Genomic DNA, 19,768 nt, shown 5'->3' on the forward strand with positions numbered 1-19,768 from the left:
ATCGACGAATACGTACAAGCAAAGGTGCAGGCCACCTTACCGGCGACACGGCCCTCCGTGGAACGACCGACCGGGGATGCCCCATATGTGAGGCATCCCCGGTCGGGTTTCAGCTATTAATCACTGAGTTTTCGTCTTAGACGAGCTCGGTGACCGTGCCACCAGCGGCGGCAATCTTCTCCTTGGCGGAGCCGGAAACGGCGTCAACCGAAACCTGCAGCGCAACGGAGATCTCGCCCTGGCCCAGGACCTTGACGAGGCTGTTCTTGCGAACCGCGCCCTTGGCGACCAGGTCGGCCACCGTGACCTCTCCACCCTCGGGGTAGAGAGCGCCGAGCTTGTCCAGGTTGACAACCTGGAACTCGGTGCGGAACGGGTTCTTGAAGCCCTTGAGCTTCGGCAGACGCATGTGGAGGGGCATCTGCCCACCCTCGAAGCGCTGCGGGATCTGGTAGCGGGCCTTCTGGCCCTTCGTACCACGACCGGCCGTCTTACCCTTCGACGCCTCACCACGACCGACACGGGTCTTCGCGGTCTTGGCGCCGGGGGCGGGACGGAGGTTGTGGGCCTTCAGCGGGCTGTTCTCAGCCATGTTAGTCAACCTCCTCAACCGTCACGAGGTGGCGGACGGTCTGCACCATTCCGCGGAACTCGGGGCGGTCCTCCTTGACGACCACGTCGTTCAGGCGCTTGAGCCCGAGCGAACGCAGAGTGTCGCGGTGGTTCTGCTTGCTGCCGATGTACGACTTCGTCTGCGTGATCTTGAGGCGAGCCATTACGCACCCGCCCCAGCACGCGCACGAAGCAGAGCCGCGGGGGCGACGTCCTCGAGGGGCAGACCACGGCGAGCCGCGATCTCCTCGGGACGCTGCAGGCCCTTGAGGGCCGCCACGGTCGCGTGCACGATGTTGATCGCGTTGTCGGAGCCCAGGGACTTCGACAGGATGTCGTGAACGCCGGCGCACTCCAGAACGGCGCGCACCGGGCCACCGGCGATAACACCGGTACCGGGGGAAGCAGGCTTCAGCAGGACAACGCCGGCCGCCTTCTCGCCCTGGATCGGGTGCGGGATGGTGCCCTGGATGCGCGGAACCTTGAAGAAGTTCTTCTTGGCTTCCTCGACACCCTTGGCGATGGCCGCGGGAACTTCCTTGGCCTTGCCGTAACCGACACCTACAGTGCCGTCACCGTCGCCCACCACGACCAGCGCGGTGAAGCTGAAGCGGCGACCACCCTTGACAACCTTGGCGACGCGGTTGATCGCGACAACGCGCTCAACGTAAGCGGTCTTCTCGGCGGCAGGGCCACCGTCGCGACCCTTCCGGTCCCGCCGCTCGCCGCCACCGGCACCGCTTCCGCGGCGCTGGGGTCCAGCCATTGGATTACCTCTCTCTGTTACGTCCGTGAGTCCCGGAACCGGGGCTTAGAACTTCAGCCCGGCTTCGCGGGCGGCGTCAGCCAGAGCGGCAATGCGCCCGGCGTATCGGTTGCCACCGCGGTCGAACACGACGGTCTCGACACCCGCAGCCTTGGCACGCTCGGCGACGAGCGCGCCGACAGCCTGGGCCTGCGAGCTCTTGTCGCCTTCGCCACCGCGGATCGAAGCGTCCAGGGTCGACGCCGACGCCAGGGTGTGACCCTGGAGGTCGTCGATGACCTGAGCAACGATGTTGCGGTTGGAACGCGTCACGACGAGGCGCGGACGCTCCGCCGTACCCGAGACGTTCTTGCGGATGCGGATGTGGCGGCGAGCCTTGGCAGCGCGCTTGTACGCGTCGCCCTTGGCGATCTTCACACCGTATGCCATGGCTACTTACCAGCCTTTCCGACCTTGCGGCGGATGACTTCGCCGGCGTACTTGACACCCTTGGCCTTGTACGGGTCGGGCTTCCGCAGCTTGCGGATGTTGGCGGCGACCTCGCCGACCTTCTGCTTGTCGATGCCCTCAACCGTGAACTTGGTGGGCGACTCGACCTTGAAGGAGATGCCCTCGGGCGCCTCGATCAGGATCGGGTGGCTGTAACCAAGCTGGAACTCCAGGTCGGAGCCCTTCGCGGCGACGCGGTAACCGACACCGCTGATCTCGAGAGCCTTGACGTATCCCGTGGTCACACCGGTGATCATGTTCGCCACCAGCGTGCGGGACAGGCCGTGCAGGGCCTTGTTCTGACGCTCGTCGTTCGGGCGGATGACGTTCAGAACGCCGTCCTCACCCTTGGCGACGGCGATGGGCGCAGCGACGGTGTGCGTGAGGGAACCCTTGGGGCCCTTCACTGCGACCGTGCGGCCATCGATGGTGACGTCCACACCGGCGGGAACCTGGATGGGGAGCTTGCCGATTCGCGACATTGCTTTTCCTCCGTTCCCGACTACCAGACGTAGGCGAGGACTTCCCCACCTACGCCCTTCTTGCCTGCCTGCTGGCCGGTGAGCAGACCGTGGGACGTGGAGATGATCGCCACGCCCAGGCCGCCGAGCACCTTCGGCAGGTTGGTGGACTTCGCGTACACGCGCAGACCGGGCTTCGAGATCCGCTTGATGCCCGCGATGGAGCGCTCACGGTTCGGCCCGAACTTCAGCTCGAGGACGAGGTTCTTGCCGACCTCGGCGTCCTCGACCTTCCAGCCGGTGATGAAACCCTCCTGCTTGAGGATCTCCGCGATGTGCGACTTGATCTTGCTGTGCGGCATCACGACGGTGTCGTGGTACGCCGAGTTAGCGTTACGCAGACGCGTGAGCATGTCTGCGATCGGGTCAGTCATGGTCATGAAGTGGCCTTCGGCCTCTCTCGCCGGGGTTTCCTGTATGCGCCATCCCTCTCCCCACTCAGTGGCGGGACGGGTGCGGTGCGGGGACCTACGGCGTAGTAAGTCGTTATGGGCAGCGGACGCCCAACCACACAAGCCTACGGCATGTGGAGCTGGGCACCCGCCGACCAGATGCTTACCGAGAGTCTCTGGAACTTCCCAAGTCCTTGCGGACGAAGGGAATTACCAGGAGCTCTTGGTCACGCCCGGCAGCTCGCCACGGTGAGCCATCTCACGAAGGCAGACGCGGCACAGGCCGAACTTGCGGTACACGGAGTGGGGACGACCGCAGCGCTGGCAGCGGGTGTACGCACGCACACCGAACTTGGGCTTGCGGGCAGCCTTCGCGATGAGAGCCTTCTTCGCCATCTCGCTTACGCCTCCTTGAAGGGGAAGCCGAGGTGACGAAGGAGGGCGCGGCCCTCGTCGTCGTTCGTCGCCGTGGTGACCACGGTGATGTCCATACCCCGGGTGCGGTCGATCTTGTCCTGGTCGATCTCGTGGAACATGACCTGCTCCGTGAGACCGAAGGTGTAGTTGCCACGGCCGTCGAACTGCTTCGGCGACAGACCACGGAAGTCACGGATACGCGGCAGCGCGAGCGACAGCGTACGGTCCAGGAACTCCCACATGCGGTCACCGCGGAGGGTGACGTGGCAGCCGATCGGCTGACCCTCGCGCAGCTTGAACTGCGCGATGGACTTGCGGGCCTTCGTGACGGCCGGCTTCTGACCGGTGATCGTCGTCAGGTCCTTGATGGCGCCGTCGATCAGCTTGGAGTCGCGGGCGGCGTCGCCCACACCCATGTTGACCACGATCTTCACGAGGCCGGGGATCTGCATGACGTTCTCGTAGGAGAACTCCTCACGCAGCTTGCCCGCGATGTCCTCGCGGTACTTCGTCTTGAGACGCGGAGTGGTAGCCATCAGATGTCCTCACCCGTCCGCTTGGCAACGCGGATCTTGTTGCCCTCGTCGTCGAAGCGGTATCCGACGCGGGTGACGACCTTCTGGCCGTCCTTCTCCACAACCAGCTGAACGTTGCTGACGTGGATCGGCGCCTCGGTGATCACGATGCCACCGGTCTGCGAGCCACCAGCGGTCTGGCCGGCCTTGGTGTGCTTCTTGACCCGGTTGACACCCTCGACCAGGACGCGGTTCTCAGTAGGGATGGCCGTGATGACCTTGCCCTGCTTGCCCTTGTCCTTACCGGTGATGACCTGAACCAGGTCGCCCTTCTTGATCTTCATGCTTACAGCACCTCCGGCGCGAGCGAGATGATCTTCATGAACTTCTTCTCGCGCAGCTCACGGCCCACGGGGCCGAAGATACGGGTGCCACGAGGGTCGCCGTCGTTCTTGAGAATGACAGCGGCGTTCTCGTCGAAACGGATGTACGAGCCGTCCTGGCGGCGGCGCTCCTTGACGGTGCGAACGATGACAGCCTTGACGACGTCACCCTTCTTCACGTTGCCGCCGGGGATCGCGTCCTTGACGGTGGCGACGATGACGTCACCGACGCCCGCGTAGCGGCGACCGGAGCCACCGAGAACACGGATGCAAAGGATCTCCTTGGCACCAGTGTTGTCGGCGACACGCAGTCGCGACTCCTGCTGGATCACGTCTATCTCCTGTTTGTCTGCCGGTTCCCGGCGGGGGCTTCACTCCGAAGAGCGGCAGCCCCCACCGAGCCTGGCGGAACGAACCTGAGGGGCCCCTGGGCTTGTTGCCCAGGGCCTCAGATACTTACTTGGCCTTCTCGAGGATCTCGACGATGCGCCAGCGCTTGCTCGCCGACAGCGGACGCGTCTCCATGATGAGGACGCGGTCGCCGACGCCAGCAGCGTTCTGCTCGTCGTGGGCCTTGAGCTTGTTCGTACGGCGGATGACCTTGCCGTACAGGGCGTGCTTCACGCGGTCCTCGACGGCGACGACGACGGTCTTGTCCATCTTGTCGCTGACGACGAGACCCTCACGGGTCTTGCGGAAGCCGCGCTCGGTCTTCTCAGTCACGTTGTTCTCGCTCATCAGGCGCTCTCCACCGTCTCGATACCGAGCTCACGCTCGTGCATCAGGGTGTAGATGCGAGCGATGTCCTTACGGACGGACTTGAGCCGGCCGTTGTTCTCCAGCTGGCCCGTGGCCGCCTGGAAGCGCAGCTTGAACAGCTCTTCCTTGGCCTCGCGCAGCTTGCCAACGAGCTCCTCGTTGCCGAGCTCACGCAGCTCGGACGCCTTGGTTCCCGTCGCCATCACGACTCACCTGCCTCGCGCCGAACAATCCGGCACTTCATCGGAAGCTTGTGAGCAGCGCGGGTGAGCGCCTCACGAGCAATCTTCTCGTTCGGGTAGGACAGCTCGAACATGACCCGGCCCGGGTGCACGTTCGCGATCCACCACTCGGGAGAACCCTTACCGGAACCCATGCGGGTCTCGGCCGGCTTCTTCGTCAGCGGACGGTCCGGGTAGATGTTGATCCAGACCTTGCCGCCACGCTTGATGTGGCGGGTCATCGCGATACGAGCCGCCTCGATCTGGCGGTTCGTCACGTAGGCGGGGGTAAGCGCCTGGATGCCGTACTCGCCGAACGAGACCTCAGTACCGCCCTTGGCCATACCGCGGCGCTTCGGGTGGTGCTGCTTGCGGTGCTTGACCCTACGAGGGATCAGCATGTCGGTCAGGCCTCCGTTCCGGTGCTCTCAGCCGGAGCGGCGGCGGGAGCGTCGGCCTTGGGGGCCTCGGCACCAGCAGCCTGCTGCGGCTTGCGGCCACCACGGCCGCCGCGCTCGCCACCACGGCCACCACGGCCGGCGGGACGGTCGCCAGCGCCGGCACCACGGGCCGGGCGGTTACCCGCACGGGCCGCAGCGTTCTCGGCGCGAACCTCGGCGATGTTCTTGACGTCGCCCTTGTAGATCCAGACCTTCACACCGATACGGCCGAAGGTGGTCTTGGCCTCGAAGAAGCCGTAGTCCACGTTCGCGCGCAGCGTGTGCAGCGGCACACGACCCTCGCGGTAGAACTCGGAGCGGGACATCTCGGCGCCGCCGAGACGGCCGCCACACTGGATCTTGATGCCCTTGGCGCCGGCCTTCATCGTGCCCTGCATGCTCTTACGCATGGCGCGACGGAAGGAGACGCGGGAGGAGAGCTGCTCGGCAACGGCCTGGGCAACCAGCTGAGCGTCGAGCTCGGGGTTCTTGACCTCGAGGATGTTCAGCTGGACCTGCTTGCCCGTGAGCTTCTCGAGGTCACCGCGGATGCGGTCGGCCTCGGCGCCACGGCGGCCGATGACGATGCCCGGACGAGCGGTGTGGATGTCCACACGCACGCGGTCACGGGTGCGCTCGATCTCAACCTTCGAGATGCCGGCGCGCTCCATGCCGGACGTCATCATCCGACGGATGGCGACGTCTTCCTTGACGTAGTCCTTGTACAGCTTGTCGGCGTACCAACGCGACTTGAAGTCGGTGGTGATGCCGAGCCGGAACCCGTGCGGGTTTACCTTCTGGCCCATTACCGGGAACCTTCCTTGCTGCTGACGACCACGGTGATGTGGCTGGTCCGCTTGCGGATCCGGTAGGCACGGCCCTGCGCACGCGGACGGAACCGCTTCAGGGTCGGGCCCTCGTCCACGTACGCCTCGCTGATGACCAGCGTGGAGGCGTCCGGGTGGTTGTAGTTGTGTGCGGCGTTGGCAATGGCGCTGTCCAGCACCTTGCCGACCGGCACGCTCGCGGCCTGCGGGGCGAAACGCAGGACCGCCTGAGCCTCCGTGGCATCCATGCCACGGATAAGGTCCACCACTCGGCGGGCCTTCATGGGCGTGACGCGGATGTACCGCGCCTGGGCCCTGGCTTCCATGGTTGTCCCTTCGGTGTAAGTCATAGTCGTTACCACCCCGCCTTTAGCGGCGCTTCGACTTCCGGTCGTCCTTGACGTGGCCGCGGAAGGTGCGAGTCGGCGAGAACTCGCCGAGCTTGTGGCCGACCATCGACTCGGTGACGAACACCGGGACGTGGATCTTGCCGTTGTGCACCGCGATGGTGTGACCCAGCATGGCCGGGATGATCATCGAGCGACGGGACCAGGTCTTGATGACGTTCTTGGTACCAGCTTCGTTCTGTACGTCCACCTTCTTGATGAGGTGTCCGTCGACGAAGGGTCCCTTCTTGAGACTGCGCGGCATCTAAACCCGCTCCTAGCGCTTCTTGTTCGTCTTGCGGCGGCGGACGATGTACTTGCTCGAAGCCTTCTTCGGCGAGCGAGTACGACCCTCCTTCTGACCCCACGGGGAGACCGGGTGACGACCACCGGAGGTCTTACCCTCACCACCACCGTGCGGGTGGTCGACCGGGTTCATCGCGACACCGCGGACGGAGGGGCGAACGCCCTTCCAGCGCATGCGGCCGGCCTTGCCCCAGTTGATGTTCGACTGCTCGGCGTTGCCGACCTCACCGACGGTGGCGCGGCAGCGCGCGTCGACCAGGCGGATTTCACCGGACGGCATACGAAGGTGGGCCATCGTGCCCTCCTTCGCCAGCAGCTGCACGGACGCACCGGCGGAGCGGGCGAACTTCGCACCGCCACCGGGACGCAGCTCGATCGCGTGGATGGTCGTACCAACCGGGATGTTGCGAAGCGCCAGGTTGTTGCCGGGCTTGATGTCGGCCGTGGGGCCGTTCTCAATCCGGTCACCCTGCTGCAGACCGCGCGGCGCGATGATGTAGCGCTTCTCGCCGTCGGCGTAGTGCAGCAGCGCGATGCGCGCGGTGCGGTTGGGGTCGTACTCGATGTGCGCGACCTTGGCCGGCACGCCGTCCTTGTCGTGACGACGGAAGTCGATCACGCGGTAGGCACGCTTGTGTCCACCACCCTGGTGGCGAACGGTGATCCGACCGGTGTTGTTACGGCCGCCCTTGCTGTGCAGCGGGCGAACCAGCGACTTCTCCGGCGTGGACCGCGTGATCTCGACAAAGTCGGCGACGCTGGAGCCACGACGGCCCGGGGTCGTCGGCTTGTACTTGCGGATACCCATTTCTCAGTCCTCGTCCGATTCCGGACGACTAGACCTCCGTTAGGAGGCCTGGCCGCCGAAGATGTCGATTCGGTCGCCCTCAGCGAGGGTCACGATGGCGCGCTTGGTGTTGGCGCGCTTGCCGAAACCGGTCTTGGTGCGCTTGCGCTTACCCTGACGGTTGATCGTGTTGACCCCGGTGACCTTGACCGAGAAGACCGCTTCGACGGCCTGCTTGATCTGGGTCTTGTTGGCGCCGGGCGCGACGATGAACGTGTACTTGTTCTCGTCCAGCAGCGCGTAGCTCTTCTCCGAGACAACCGGCTTGATCAGCAGGTCGCGCGGGTCAGTGAAGGTCTTGCTGGTAACGGTCGCCTCAGACATCAGGCGTCGCTCCCTTCGGTCTCATCGGCCTTGGGGCCAGACACGAAGGACTCGAAAGCGGCCTGGGTGAAGACCACGTCGTCAGAGACGATCACGTCGTACGTGTTCAGCTGGCCCGGCTCCAGGATGTGAACCTGGGGCAGGTTGCGGGCGGACAGCCACGCGGCCTCGTCGGCGCGGTCGACGACCAGGAGCAGGTTCTTGCGCTCCGAGATCTTGCCGAACAGCGTCTTGGCGGCCTTCGTGGAGGCGGCACCCTCGACCACGCCGGTGACGACGTGGATGCGGGAGTGACGCGCGCGGTCCGAGAGGGCACCGCGGAGAGCGGCGGCCTTCATCTTCTTCGGGGTCCGCTGCGAGTAGTCACGCGGCTGCGGGCCGTGGACGACGCCACCGCCGACGAACTGCGGCGCACGGGTCGAACCCTGGCGGGCGCGGCCGGTGCCCTTCTGGCGGTACGGCTTGCGGCCACCACCACGGACTTCGCCACGACGCTTGGTCTTGTGCGTGCCCTGACGGGCAGCAGCCAGCTGAGCGACAACGACCTGGTGGATCAGCGGAACGCTGGTCTTCGCGTCGAAGATCTCCGCGGGGAGCTCGACGGTACCGGCCTTGTCGCCTGCCGGCGAAAGGATGTCAATGGTGCTCATTACCTCAAGCCCCCTTGGCCGCGGTACGGACCAGGACGAGGCCGCCGTTCGGACCGGGGACCGCACCCTTGATGAGGAGCAGACCCTTCTCCGCGTCAACCGCGTGGATGGTCAGGTTCTGGGTGGTGACGCGCTCGTTGCCCATACGACCAGCCATGCGCATGCCCTTGAAGACACGCCCAGGGGTGGCGCAGCCACCGATCGAACCGGGGGAGCGGTGCTTGCGCTGCACACCGTGACCGGCGCCGAGGCCCCGGAAGTTGTGCCGCTTCATGACACCGGCGAAGCCCTTGCCCTTGCTGTTGCCCGTGACGTCAACCTTGACGCCGGACTCGAACACCTCAGCAGTGATCTCCTGGCCGAGCGTGTACTCGCTGGCGTCGGAGGTGCGGAGCTCCACCAGGTGGCGGCGGGGGGTCACGTCGGCCTTGGCGAAGTGGCCCTTGAGGGGCTTGTTCACCTTGCGCGGGTCGATCTCGCCGAAGGCGATCTGGACCGACTCGTAGCCGTCGATGTCGTTCGTACGGACCTGGGTAACGACGCAGGGTCCGGCCTTGACCACGGTCACCGGGACGACACGGTTGTTCTCGTCCCAGACCTGGGTCATGCCGAGCTTCTCGCCCAGGACGCCCTTGATCTGCTTTGCCATCTTCTCGACGCCTCTCAGAGCTTGATCTCGATGTCAACGCCGGCCGGAAGGTCCAGGCGCATCAGCGAGTCAACGGTCTTGGGAGTCGGGTCGAGGATGTCGATCAGGCGCTTGTGCGTGCGCATCTCGAAGTGCTCGCGCGAGTCCTTGTACTTGTGCGGCGACTTGATGACGCAGTACACGTTCTTCTCAGTGGGCAGCGGCACCGGGCCCGCGACCGACGCACCAGTGCGCGTCACCGTCTCGACGATCTTCTTCGCCGACGAATCGATGACCTCGTGGTCGTAGGCCTTGAGCCGGATGCGGATCTTCTGTCCCGCCATGGCTACTCCGTAGTCCTGTCTGTTGTGGAAACGCTCTGGCTCCCGGGCGGCTGTGGATCTCTCCACCGCTTCCCTCCGACCCACGCGGTCGGGCGTGTCGCACTCCCTCTACAGAAAATTCCCATACGGAAATTCCCTCGTCCAAGGGGGTGCGGTCCCTGGACCGCGCTTCGGGGGAGAAACACCCACCGGGTGCCTGGTTCGCACCGTGCTGACACTTCCCAGAAGATTCCCGTACGTCCGTCCCCATTGCTGCCCCGAGGGGCAGATAGGGACGACGAGTACTGTGGGACTCGCTTCCGGTCCTCCCGGCGGGAGGCGCGCAGCATCGGCACTCAACCGAGCAACTTGAGTAGTCTGCCATACGAGACACGTACTGCGCCAATCGGGCGGAAGAGAATACCCCGCCGCGCGATCACGTCAAACTGCGCCGCGCGTGGGGATCCCTTGCGGGGGCTGGTCAGAGGCGCGAAGCCGTCCCGCACTCTTCGGCCGTGGCCCGGTCGAGTTCCTCGCTCCGGTCGTACGGGTCCCGGGGCGTGCCGGACGGCTCGGGACCCGAGAAGCGCGAGTCCGAGAATTCCGGGTGCAGGTAGCCGTCGTAGGTGAAGCAGTCACTGTTGGCGATGTCGTACACGTAGGGCCCGATCTGCATCGTCCCGGACTTGACCCGCCACTGCGCCGGGTCGGCGAGGCTGAACTCGATCTGCCGCCGCATGATCGACCGGCTGACCTCCTCGGACCCCGCCTTCGCCCGCACGAGCGGGTAGACGAAGGTGTAGTCGGCGTGGACGTCCACCAGGCCGGGCTTCTCCCCCGCTTCCAGCCACATCCGCCCGCGCACCTTCACCACGTCCCCGGCCGGCCGCACCTCGGCGCCGTTGAAGCGGGTGAACATCTGCAGGGGGTCCTGCTCCTTGCCGGGCTTGGCCAGGCCCTGGTCGAGGAGGCCCAGCAGCTCGCCCTGGGCCGGGTCGATCAGGTCGAGCGCCGCCTGCGGCCGCTCGCCGCGCAGGGTGGCGGGGTCCAGGTTGGCGGTGACGAGGAAGCGCTTGACCACCGCGAGGCCGTCGGCGACCTGCTGGCGCGACACCCCGTTGAGCGCGTTGGCCTCGGGCAGCTCGATGGCCGCCGCGCCGTCGCCCCACTGCTGGGCCGGGGAGCCCCTGAAGGGGTCCTGGAGGGTCGGCCGGTCCGGGTAGAGCCGCGAGGGCGCGGCGGACGGCCGCGCCGTCTCCGCGGGCAGCGGGGCGGCCTTCGCGGCGCTCGCCCGGGCCTCCGTCTTGCCCGTGAGCCGGTCTATGAGCAGCTCCGGCCGTACGACGATCAGCGCCAGCGCGGCTATGCACAGGACGCCCGCGACCGCCTTGAGCCGCCGCTTGCCCCTCCCGCGGCCCTCCATCTCCTGCCAGGCCGGCCCGGTCCGCCACCCGGCGGGCTCGGCGGCCTGCCGGGCCGTGCGCCCCCTGCGCCCCGCCTCCCGCGCGGCCCGCTCCTCGTCCTCCCGGCGCAGCCGCTCGGTCACCATCCGCGCCCGCGCGGACGGCTCCTTGGGCGCCGCCCCTCCCCCGCTCCCGGCCTCCCGCGCGAACCGCTCCCACTCCTCGTCGGAAACCCCGGTTCTGCCCGCGTCGTCGCTGTTCCCCATGTCCCCACCCTGAAAGATCCGCACCATGCGGTGCGGAGCCTCTCACACCGCCTCGCGGGTAACACCGCCCGGCCCCCGCGTCCCGGATTAACGTGACCACAGACCGGGGGCGGGGTTGGCCGAGCGGAACTCGCCGGCCAAGGGGAGATGAGGCGCGATGGAGGATCGGTCATCACAGTTCCAGCGGGCTCGGGCGGCGCTCGAACGGTTCGCCCCGATCTCTTGGCTCAGGGCTCCGGGAGGGGACCACACCGAGTCCGGTCTCGCCCAACCCCCTTCCCTGGGCTGGCGGTTCTCCGAGCCGCACGAAGAGCTTCGCGACATGTTCACCGCCGTGGCGCGTGACGCGCCACGGAATACCGCATGGGTTTTCCAGGAAAGGAAGAATTCGCTCATCCGTACGGCTCGCGCCGTATCGGAATCCGGTCCCGACGGGCGCAATCACCACGAGGCGATGGCGGCCATCAGCCGAGAGGACCAGGCATTCTGCATCGCCGCCTCCGAGGACCTGGATCTCATCATCGAGGCGATCGCCGCGCAGCCCCCCTCGCCCCTGGCGGTGCGCCTGCTCGTCGACGCCGTGACGAGCAGTGCCGCGAGCGAGCTGGGGTGCGTCGTCCTGAACTTCACCGGCGAAGCCCGGATCGGAATGGCGTTCCGTTCCACTGCCGCACCCGGCGTGGAGGTACGGCTGGCGAAGGTCGCCTGGGATCCCCTGCGACCTGGTTCGACGAACCGCCTGCCGAAGGGCAGGGCCACCCTCATCGGCGAGGGAGCCGATCGGATCAGGGCGAAGGACGTACTTCTCGGCGCGCCCGCATGACGAAGGGCCCCTCCCCCGGCGCCGAAGCGTCGGGGAAGGGGCCCCTCTGTCAAACGTGGTGCCCGCTCGCGCGAGCTACCAGGTCAGACCGCGAAATTACTTCGTGATCTTGGTGACCTGGCCGGCGCCGACCGTACGACCACCCTCACGGATGGCGAACTTCAGGCCCTCTTCCATCGCGACAGGCTGGATGAGGTTGACCGTCATGTCGGTGTTGTCACCCGGCATGACCATCTCGGTGCCCTCGGGGAGGGTCACAACGCCCGTAACGTCCGTGGTACGGAAGTAGAACTGCGGGCGGTAGTTGTTGAAGAACGGGGTGTGACGGCCACCCTCGTCCTTCGACAGGATGTACGCGGCGGCCTCGAACTCGGTGTGCGGCGTAACCGAACCGGGCTTGATGATGACCTGGCCGCGCTCGACGTCCTCGCGCTTGATGCCACGGAGGAGCAGACCGACGTTCTCGCCGGCCTGGCCCTCGTCGAGCAGCTTGCGGAACATCTCGATACCGGTGACCGTGGTGGTGGTCTTCTCTTCCTTGATACCGATGATGTCGACGGTCTCGTTGACCTTCAGGACACCACGCTCGATACGGCCGGTGACGACCGTACCGCGACCGGTGATCGTGAAGACGTCCTCGACCGGCATCAGGAAGGGCTTGTCGGTGTCACGCGGCGGGGTCGGGATCGACTCGTCGACCGCAGCCATGAGACCGAGGAGCTTCTCGCCCCACTCCTTGTCGCCCTCGAGCGCCTTCAGAGCGGAGACCTGAACGACCGGAAGGTCGTCGCCCGGGAAGTCGTACTCGGAGAGCAGCTCACGGACCTCGAGCTCGACGAGCTCCAGGATCTCCTCGTCGTCCACCATGTCGGCCTTGTTCAGGGCGACGACGATGTAGGGGACGCCGACCTGGCGGGCCAGGAGCACGTGCTCCTTGGTCTGCGGCATCGGGCCGTCGGTGGCGGCGACCACGAGGATGGCACCGTCCATCTGCGCGGCACCGGTGATCATGTTCTTGATGTAGTCCGCGTGACCCGGGCAGTCGACGTGGGCGTAGTGACGCGCCTCGGTCTGGTACTCGACGTGCGCGATGGAGATGGTGATACCGCGCTGGCGCTCCTCAGGAGCCTTGTCGATCTGGTCGAAGGCCGAGGCCTCGTTCAGGTCCGGGTACGCGTCGTGCAGCACCTTGGTAATGGCGGCCGTGAGGGTCGTCTTACCGTGGTCAATGTGACCGATGGTGCCGATGTTGACGTGCGGCTTAGTCCGCTCGAACTTCGCCTTCGCCACGGGGGTCCTCCTGGAGAGTGGTTCTGTACGCCTTACAGATCGGCGCCAGGTGATCTTTGCTGGAAAGCCGGCCGGTCCCGGGGCAACAAGAGCGTGTTGCTCCTGTTGCCCCAGAGGCTGCCGGTGACAAGCCTAAAGCGTGTACTCGGAAGAGTTACTCGCCCTTGGCCTTCGCGATGATCTCCTCAGCGACGTTCCGGGGAACCTCGGCGTAGGAGTCGAACTGCATCGAGTAGCTGGCGCGACCCGAGGTCTTGCTGCGGAGGTCTCCGACGTAGCCGAACATCTCCGAAAGCGGCACGAGGCCCTTCACGATGCGAGCACCGTGACGCTCCTCCATGGCCTGAATCTGGCCACGGCGAGAGTTGATGTCGCCGATGACCTCACCCATGTAGTCCTCGGGCGTGGTGACCTCAACGGCCATCATCGGCTCAAGGAGCACGGGAGAAGCCTTGCGCGCGGCCTCCTTGAAGGCCTGCGAACCGGCGATCTTGAACGCGAGCTCGGAGGAGTCGACCTCGTGGTAACCACCGTCGAGAAGAATGACGCGGACGCCAGTCATCTCGTAGCCGGCGAGGATGCCGAACTTCATGGCTTCCTGCGCACCGGCATCCACCGACGGGATGTACTCACGCGGGATGCGGCCACCGGTGACCTTGTTCACGAACTCGTAGGTCGCCTCGCCACCCTCGATGGGCTCGATCGCGATCTGCACCTTGGCGAACTGACCGGTACCACCGGTCTGCTTCTTGTGGGTGTAGTCGTGACGCTCGACGGTCTTGCGGATCGTCTCACGGTAGGCAACCTGCGGCTTGCCGACGTTCGCCTCGACCTTGAACTCGCGACGCATGCGGTCGACGAGGATGTCGAGGTGAAGCTCGCCCATACCACCGATGATGGTCTGGCCGGTCTCCTCGTCCGAGTGAACCTGGAAGGAGGGGTCCTCCTCCGCGAGACGCTGGATGGCAACACCCAGCTTCTCCTGGTCACCCTTGGACTTGGGCTCGATGGCGACCTGAATAACCGGGGCCGGGAAGTCCATGGACTCCAGGATGACCGGGTTCTTCTCGTCACACAGCGTCTCACCGGTGGTGGTCTGCTTCAGGCCCATGACGGCGACGATGTCGCCGGCGCCCACCGAGTCGATCTCCTCACGCTTGTTCGCGTGCATGCGGTAGATCTTGCCGATGCGCTCCTTCTTGCCCTTGACGGAGTTCAGCACCGCGGTGCCGGCCTCCAGGCGACCGGAGTAGATCCGGACGAAGGTGAGCTTGCCCAGGTGCGGGTCGCTCGCGATCTTGAACGCGAGGGCCGACAGGGGCTCCGCCTCGGACGGCTTGCGCGAGACCACGACCTCCGGGTCCTTGACGTCGTGGCCTTCGATGGCCTCGACGTCCAGGGGGGAAGGCAGGTAGCGCACGACGGCGTCGAGCAGGGGCTGAACGCCCTTGTTCTTGAACGCGGTGCCGCAGAACACGGGGGTGACGGTGGTGTCGCCGCCCTTGCCGGACGCGATGGTGATACGGCGAACAGCGGCGTAGAGCTGCTCCTCGGTGGGCTCGACGCCCTCCAGGAACAGTTCCATCAGCTCTTCGTCGTTCTCCGCGACGGCCTCGACGAGCTTGCCGCGCCATTCCTCGGCGAGCTCGGTGTGCGAGGCGGGGATGTCGACGACGTCGTACATCTCGCCCTTGGAGGCTTCGGCGGACCAGACGAGGGCCTTCATGCGGACCAGGTCGACAACGCCCTGGAAGTCCATCTCGGCGCCGATCGGCAGCTGCATGACGATCGGGGTCGCGCCGAGGCGGTCCGTGATCATGTCTACGCAGCGGAAGAACTCGGCGCCGGTACGGTCCAGCTTGTTGACGAAGCAGATGCGCGGCACGCCGTAACGGTCGGCCTGACGCCAGACCGTCTCGGACTGCGGCTCCACACCGGCGACACCGTCGAAGACGGTGACGGCGCCGTCGAGGACGCGGAGCGAACGCTCCACCTCGACGGTGAAGTCGACGTGACCCGGGGTGTCGATGATGTTGATGGTGTGGTCGACCTCTTCAAGAGGCCAGTGGCAGGTCGTCGCGGCAGACGTGATGGTGATACCACGCTCCTGCTCCTGCTCCATCCAGTCCATCGTGGCGGCGCCGTCGTGGACCTCACCGATCTTGTACGACACACCGGTGTAGAACAGGATGCGCTCGGTGGTGGTCGTCTTGCCCGCGTCGATGTGGGCCATGATCCCGATGTTGCGGACCTTGGCCAGGTCAAGCGAAGTGGTAGCCATAAGGCTTCGGTCTTCTCTCGGTCTCGATGTGGGGTGGGACTACCAGCGGTAGTGCGCGAAGGCCTTGTTGGACTCGGCCATCTTGTGCGTGTCCTCGCGCTTCTTGACGGCAGCGCCAAGACCGTTGGAGGCGTCGAGCAGCTCGTTCATCAGGCGCTCGGTCATGGTCTTCTCGCGGCGGGCGCGGGAGTAACCCACGAGCCAGCGCAGCGCCAGGGTCGACTGACGACCCGGCTTGACCTCGACGGGAACCTGGTAGGTCGCGCCACCGACACGGCGGGACTTGACCTCGAGGGACGGCTTGACGTTCTCCAGCGCGCGCTTCAGCGTGATGACCGGGTCGTTGCCGGTCTTCTCGCGGAGGCCTTCCATGGCGCCGTAGACGATGCGCTCGGCGGTGGAGCGCTTGCCGTTCAGGAGGATCTTGTTGATGAGCGAGGTCACCAGAGGAGATGCGTAGACCGGGTCGATGATGACCGGGCGCTTCGGGGCGGGGCCCTTACGAGGCATTCTTACTTCTCCTTCTTGGCGCCGTAGCGGCTGCGGGCCTGCTTGCGGTTCTTGACAGCCTGGGTGTCAAGCGCACCGCGGATGATCTTGTAACGAACACCCGGCAGGTCCTTCACACGGCCACCACGCACGAGCACGATCGAGTGCTCCTGCAGGTTGTGTCCCTCACCCGGAATGTAAGCGGTGACCTCGATGCCAGAGGTCAGACGCACACGCGCGACCTTACGCAGCGCCGAGTTCGGCTTCTTCGGGGTGGTCGTGAACACACGCGTGCAGACGCCGCGACGCTGGGGCGAAGCCTCGAGCGCGGGGGTCTTTGTCTTCTCGACCTTGTCCTGCCGGCCCTTACGGACCAGCTGCTGGATCGTAGGCACTACTTCTCCGGTTTCTGTGTGCCGTGTAGTGAAGCTAACCTGGAACGTTGCCGACCCACGCGGTCGGGTGTGTCGGATCCGGCGGACCTCCGTGCAAGCACGGAAACGCTTGGATCGCGGCGGCTGATTCGGCTCTTATGCGGTTGATGGACACGCACGGGAGCCCAGGCACACCCCAGGCACAAGGTCTGAGCGTACCTACCTCATCCACTCCGGTCAAAACAAAAGCCCGGCAGCCCCGGAGGCCCCTCCTGCGCCACACACCCACAGGCCAGACGCGCCAAGGGTTCGGCGCCCGGACGGCCCCGGCGCGATAGCGCGGTTGTGCGGGAACCGCTCGGATGTGGTACGTCGACACGCGCTCGCCGGAGGCCTCCCCCGCTCGCCCTAGACTGACGAGCCGGACAAAACCGCCACCCGGCGCCGTCGATCACGATCAGCAGGGAGCAGAGCATTGGGAACCGTGGCCTCGGAGCCCAGGGCTCAGGACGCTCCGTCCGCTCGGCCGGACCCGCCGGCCCGGCGCCGCCTGCGCGGCTGGTACGGCCCGCTGCTCGCCTTCCTCATCACCTCGGCCGCCTTCTGCTCGGCCTGGGCCGCCCGCGGCAGCTTCCCCTTCGGCAACACCGGCCGGGCCATCAACGACCAGGCCAACCAGTACGTGCCCTTCCACCGCGCCCTGTGGGACCTCGTGCACGGCCAGGCCGCCGGCGACCTGTTCTTCAGCTGGCGCGGCGGCTTCGGCCAGCAGTTCCTGTCCGACTACTACACGTACCTCGGCAACCCCTTCTCCTGGCTGGCCGTGCTGGTCCCGCGCGAGCACGTGGACCTGGCCGTCTTCGTGGTCTCCCCGGTCACCATGGGCACCGCCGCCGCGCTGATGGCGGTGTACCTCGGCAAGCTCCAGCCCGGCCCGTGGTGGCAGCGGGGCGTGCTCGGAGCCACGTACGGGTTGTGCGGCTGGGCGCTGAGCGACGCCTCGTACATCCCGATGTGGCTGTGGGGGCTGGTGGCGCTGCCCATGCTCGGCATCGCCGTCGAGTGGTGCCTGGAGGGGCGGCGCTGGCCGGGGGTGGCGCTGCTCGTCGCCCTGGCCTGGTTCGGGAACTTCTACACCGCGATGATGGCCACGATGGCCGCCTGCGTGCTGCTCGGGATCCGGCTCGTCATCCTCGACATGACCGGCGCCCAGCGGCTGCGCGCGGTGGCGCGGGCCGGCACCGCCGCCGCGACCGGAATCCTGCTCACCCTGCCCCTGCTGCTGCCGTCCTTCCTCTCCAGCGGCGCCGCGCAGCCCACCAAGGCCGCCGCCTTCGACCCGGTACGGATCGAGATCTTCCTGGCGGGGATGCTGCCGGCCACGCACCTGTGGGGCGGGCGCCCGCGGCTGTACGTGGCCTCGCTGGGGCTGATCCTGGCCGGCGCCTTCCTGTTCAACACCGCGATCGCGAAGAAGACCCGGCTCGTGTGGGCCGCGGCGACGCTGCTGGTGGTCGTCTCCTTCCAGTTCCCGCCGACCCAGTACGTCTGGCACGGCCTGGCCGTCCCGAACGGCAATCCGTACCGGGAAGCCTTCGTCTTCAGCGGCATGGTGGTGATCGTCGCCTGGCTGGCGCTGGCCAACCGGCCGCGCCCGCTGCACCTGGCGCTGACGGCCGGCCTGCTGGTCGTGGCCACCTTCGTGCTCCGGCACACCGACGACTTCGGCGGCTGGACCTGGCCGGCCGTGCTCGGCGGCGGGGCCGTCTCGCTGCTCGCGCTGATCCTGCTGGGGCTGGGCGAGAAGCGCCGGGTACTGATCCCCGTCGCGGCCGTCCTGATGGTCGGCGTCGTCTTCGCGGAGTCCACCGTCGCCGCGGCGAGCGCCGACGCCCGGCGGGCCCGCGAGCGCTGGGCGAAGCCGGCCGCCACCTCCAGCCAGTCGATCGGCAACCACCTCGACGCCGTCCGGGGGGTGGACGGGTGGCCCGCGTACCGGACCGACTCGGGCGCGCCGCAGACCTCGTACAACGACGCCCTGGCCCTTCAGGCGGAGGGCCCGCAGTACTACAGCAGCTACCTCCCGGAGGTCACGTACCAGGCCCTGGAGCCCCTCGGATACGGCTTCAAGAACGACGGCCGGACCTTCTTCGGCGCCGACAACCCCGTCCTCGACGCGATCTTCTCGATCGGGGCCCGGGTCCGCCCGGGTTCCGCCCCGAGCACCTGGACGGGCTCGAAGTTCCCGGCTCCGCCCCTGGTGACGGTCCGCAGCGGGGAGTACGCCTCCCCCAACCCGGCGGACAGCGTCTGGGCCCGCCAGGAGACCGTCCTGGGCTCCACCGTCTACGAGGTCCCGCAGGTCACGCGCGGCGGCACCGCCACCGAGCAGACGTACGCGGCCCGCTGCACACCCGGCTCCCGGGCGTACTGGTACTCCCCCGAGATCTACGGAACCCTCGCGACCGGCGGCGCCACCCGCCCGCTGGAGGACCGGATGAGCGGCGTCGTGCCGCTCGGCGAGGTCCCCGCCTCGGGCCGGCTCGACATCACGGTCCACACCCGGACCGAGAACGCCACCGCCGGGGCGCACCCCGTGGGCTGCCTCGACCGGGCCCGGCTCGACGCGGCGGTCCAGCGCCTCACCGCCACCGGCGCCACCAAGGTCACCGCGGGCGGGCACACCATCGAAGCCACCCTCCCCCGGGGCGCCTCCGGCACCGCCGTCTTCGCCATGACGGCCGTCCCGGGCTGGCAGTGCTCGGCGGGCTCCCGGGCGGCCGCCGACCCGGCCTCCTTCAACGGCCTGGTCTCCCTGCCCCTCCCCGCGGGCACCGACAAGGTCGCCTGCACCTTCACCCCGAAGGGCCTCACCCCGGGCCTGGCGGCGGCCGCCCTGGCCCTGCTGACCCTCCTCTCGGTCACCACGGCCACGTACCTCCGCCGCCGCCGCGGCTGACGGCGCAGGCGGCCGGGGCACCGTCCCCGTCCCCGCAGCCCCCGGCACCGTCCCCGCCCCCGCCCCCGAACACGAAG

The 19,768-nt window shown here is 67.0% G+C and carries 28 protein-coding genes; 2 read left to right on the plus strand and 26 right to left on the minus strand.

What is annotated here, in order from left to right:
- Positions 1 to 136: 136 nt before the first annotated feature.
- The 22 genes from rplO to ACZ4TG_RS28260 all read right to left on the minus strand — a co-directional run bounded on the left by rplO (position 137) and on the right by ACZ4TG_RS28260 (position 11,475).
- On the minus strand, positions 137 to 592 hold the full coding sequence (gene rplO, locus ACZ4TG_RS28155; protein ID WP_053682613.1) for a 50S ribosomal protein L15: 456 nt from the start codon (positions 590 to 592) through the stop codon (positions 137 to 139).
- A 1-nt stretch (position 593) separates the two neighbouring features.
- Complete coding sequence (rpmD, locus tag ACZ4TG_RS28160) at positions 594 to 776, minus strand: 50S ribosomal protein L30 (RefSeq protein WP_053682614.1); 183 nt, start codon at positions 774 to 776, stop codon at positions 594 to 596.
- Positions 776 to 1,378, minus strand: coding sequence for a 30S ribosomal protein S5 (gene rpsE, locus ACZ4TG_RS28165; RefSeq protein ID WP_254372698.1), 603 nt, complete (start codon positions 1,376 to 1,378; stop codon positions 776 to 778). Before rpsE ends, rpmD begins: the two co-directional genes overlap by 1 nt.
- 45 nt (positions 1,379 to 1,423) lie before the next feature.
- Positions 1,424 to 1,807 carry a 50S ribosomal protein L18 gene (gene rplR / locus ACZ4TG_RS28170; protein ID WP_030008471.1) on the minus strand — a complete coding sequence of 128 codons (384 nt, stop codon included), beginning with the start codon at positions 1,805 to 1,807 and terminating at the stop codon, positions 1,424 to 1,426.
- Positions 1,808 to 1,809: 2 nt separating this feature from the next.
- Complete coding sequence (rplF, locus tag ACZ4TG_RS28175) at positions 1,810 to 2,349, minus strand: 50S ribosomal protein L6 (RefSeq protein WP_468167636.1); 540 nt, start codon at positions 2,347 to 2,349, stop codon at positions 1,810 to 1,812.
- 20 nt (positions 2,350 to 2,369) lie between these two features.
- Complete coding sequence (gene rpsH / locus ACZ4TG_RS28180; RefSeq protein ID WP_007265911.1) at positions 2,370 to 2,768, minus strand: 30S ribosomal protein S8; 399 nt, start codon at positions 2,766 to 2,768, stop codon at positions 2,370 to 2,372.
- A gap of 222 nt (positions 2,769 to 2,990) precedes the next feature.
- Positions 2,991 to 3,176 carry a type Z 30S ribosomal protein S14 gene (locus tag ACZ4TG_RS28185; RefSeq protein ID WP_003956452.1) on the minus strand — a complete coding sequence of 62 codons (186 nt, stop codon included), beginning with the start codon at positions 3,174 to 3,176 and terminating at the stop codon, positions 2,991 to 2,993.
- A gap of 5 nt (positions 3,177 to 3,181) precedes the next feature.
- Complete coding sequence (gene rplE / locus ACZ4TG_RS28190) at positions 3,182 to 3,733, minus strand: 50S ribosomal protein L5 (RefSeq protein WP_030388859.1); 552 nt, start codon at positions 3,731 to 3,733, stop codon at positions 3,182 to 3,184.
- A complete protein-coding gene (gene rplX / locus ACZ4TG_RS28195; RefSeq protein ID WP_053682617.1) occupies positions 3,733 to 4,056 on the minus strand; it encodes a 50S ribosomal protein L24 in 324 nt (107 codons plus the stop codon). Before rplX ends, rplE begins: the two co-directional genes overlap by 1 nt.
- A gap of 2 nt (positions 4,057 to 4,058) precedes the next feature.
- Positions 4,059 to 4,427, minus strand: coding sequence for a 50S ribosomal protein L14 (gene rplN, locus ACZ4TG_RS28200; protein WP_053682618.1), 369 nt, complete (start codon positions 4,425 to 4,427; stop codon positions 4,059 to 4,061).
- 124 nt (positions 4,428 to 4,551) lie between these two features.
- Positions 4,552 to 4,833: a 30S ribosomal protein S17 gene (gene rpsQ, locus ACZ4TG_RS28205; protein ID WP_030008467.1), complete on the minus strand. Its 282-nt coding sequence runs from the start codon at positions 4,831 to 4,833 to the stop codon at positions 4,552 to 4,554.
- Positions 4,833 to 5,057, minus strand: a complete 225-nt coding sequence (gene rpmC, locus ACZ4TG_RS28210; protein ID WP_008739703.1) for a 50S ribosomal protein L29 — start codon at positions 5,055 to 5,057, stop codon at positions 4,833 to 4,835. The genes rpsQ and rpmC overlap by 1 nt, the downstream gene beginning before the upstream one ends.
- Positions 5,057 to 5,476, minus strand: coding sequence for a 50S ribosomal protein L16 (rplP, locus tag ACZ4TG_RS28215; protein ID WP_030026326.1), 420 nt, complete (start codon positions 5,474 to 5,476; stop codon positions 5,057 to 5,059). Before rplP ends, rpmC begins: the two co-directional genes overlap by 1 nt.
- A gap of 5 nt (positions 5,477 to 5,481) precedes the next feature.
- Complete coding sequence (gene rpsC, locus ACZ4TG_RS28220; RefSeq protein WP_007265905.1) at positions 5,482 to 6,321, minus strand: 30S ribosomal protein S3; 840 nt, start codon at positions 6,319 to 6,321, stop codon at positions 5,482 to 5,484.
- A complete protein-coding gene (rplV, locus tag ACZ4TG_RS28225; RefSeq protein ID WP_007265904.1) occupies positions 6,321 to 6,668 on the minus strand; it encodes a 50S ribosomal protein L22 in 348 nt (115 codons plus the stop codon). Before rplV ends, rpsC begins: the two co-directional genes overlap by 1 nt.
- Before the next feature lie 43 nt (positions 6,669 to 6,711).
- Positions 6,712 to 6,993 (minus strand): 30S ribosomal protein S19, encoded by a 282-nt coding sequence (rpsS, locus tag ACZ4TG_RS28230; protein ID WP_023539342.1) that lies wholly within the window; start codon positions 6,991 to 6,993, stop codon positions 6,712 to 6,714.
- 12 nt (positions 6,994 to 7,005) lie between these two features.
- On the minus strand, positions 7,006 to 7,842 hold the full coding sequence (gene rplB, locus ACZ4TG_RS28235; protein WP_136213227.1) for a 50S ribosomal protein L2: 837 nt from the start codon (positions 7,840 to 7,842) through the stop codon (positions 7,006 to 7,008).
- Positions 7,843 to 7,881: 39 nt separating this feature from the next.
- On the minus strand, positions 7,882 to 8,205 hold the full coding sequence (gene rplW / locus ACZ4TG_RS28240; RefSeq protein ID WP_037792012.1) for a 50S ribosomal protein L23: 324 nt from the start codon (positions 8,203 to 8,205) through the stop codon (positions 7,882 to 7,884).
- Entirely contained in the window at positions 8,205 to 8,855 is a 651-nt protein-coding gene (gene rplD, locus ACZ4TG_RS28245) for a 50S ribosomal protein L4 (protein WP_031146574.1), read from the minus strand. The genes rplW and rplD overlap by 1 nt, the downstream gene beginning before the upstream one ends.
- A gap of 4 nt (positions 8,856 to 8,859) precedes the next feature.
- On the minus strand, positions 8,860 to 9,504 hold the full coding sequence (gene rplC, locus ACZ4TG_RS28250; RefSeq protein ID WP_007265899.1) for a 50S ribosomal protein L3: 645 nt from the start codon (positions 9,502 to 9,504) through the stop codon (positions 8,860 to 8,862).
- 14 nt (positions 9,505 to 9,518) lie between these two features.
- Entirely contained in the window at positions 9,519 to 9,827 is a 309-nt protein-coding gene (rpsJ, locus tag ACZ4TG_RS28255) for a 30S ribosomal protein S10 (RefSeq protein ID WP_003948644.1), read from the minus strand.
- Between the two features lie 460 nt (positions 9,828 to 10,287).
- Positions 10,288 to 11,475, minus strand: coding sequence for a hypothetical protein (locus ACZ4TG_RS28260; protein WP_468167640.1), 1,188 nt, complete (start codon positions 11,473 to 11,475; stop codon positions 10,288 to 10,290).
- A 322-nt stretch (positions 11,476 to 11,797) separates the two neighbouring features.
- Between ACZ4TG_RS28260 and ACZ4TG_RS28265 the strand changes: the two genes are divergently transcribed.
- Entirely contained in the window at positions 11,798 to 12,298 is a 501-nt protein-coding gene (locus tag ACZ4TG_RS28265; protein WP_468167642.1) for a hypothetical protein, read from the plus strand.
- 96 nt (positions 12,299 to 12,394) lie between these two features.
- Here the strand turns inward: ACZ4TG_RS28265 and tuf are convergent, their stop codons facing one another.
- From tuf to rpsL, 4 genes are all read right to left on the minus strand, one after another.
- Positions 12,395 to 13,588 carry an elongation factor Tu gene (tuf, locus tag ACZ4TG_RS28270; RefSeq protein WP_468167644.1) on the minus strand — a complete coding sequence of 398 codons (1,194 nt, stop codon included), beginning with the start codon at positions 13,586 to 13,588 and terminating at the stop codon, positions 12,395 to 12,397.
- Positions 13,589 to 13,742: 154 nt separating this feature from the next.
- Positions 13,743 to 15,869: an elongation factor G gene (fusA, locus tag ACZ4TG_RS28275; protein ID WP_468167646.1), complete on the minus strand. Its 2,127-nt coding sequence runs from the start codon at positions 15,867 to 15,869 to the stop codon at positions 13,743 to 13,745.
- A 39-nt stretch (positions 15,870 to 15,908) separates the two neighbouring features.
- A complete protein-coding gene (gene rpsG, locus ACZ4TG_RS28280; protein WP_007265894.1) occupies positions 15,909 to 16,379 on the minus strand; it encodes a 30S ribosomal protein S7 in 471 nt (156 codons plus the stop codon).
- Between the two features lie 2 nt (positions 16,380 to 16,381).
- Positions 16,382 to 16,753, minus strand: a complete 372-nt coding sequence (gene rpsL / locus ACZ4TG_RS28285) for a 30S ribosomal protein S12 (protein ID WP_007265893.1) — start codon at positions 16,751 to 16,753, stop codon at positions 16,382 to 16,384.
- Between the two features lie 463 nt (positions 16,754 to 17,216).
- On the opposite strand from rpsL, the gene ACZ4TG_RS28290 reads away from it, so the two are divergent.
- Complete coding sequence (locus ACZ4TG_RS28290) at positions 17,217 to 19,691, plus strand: YfhO family protein (protein ID WP_468167742.1); 2,475 nt, start codon at positions 17,217 to 17,219, stop codon at positions 19,689 to 19,691.
- Positions 19,692 to 19,768 lie beyond the last annotated feature (77 nt).

The sequence above is a fragment of the Streptomyces sp. NPDC028314 genome, assembly GCF_055565795.1.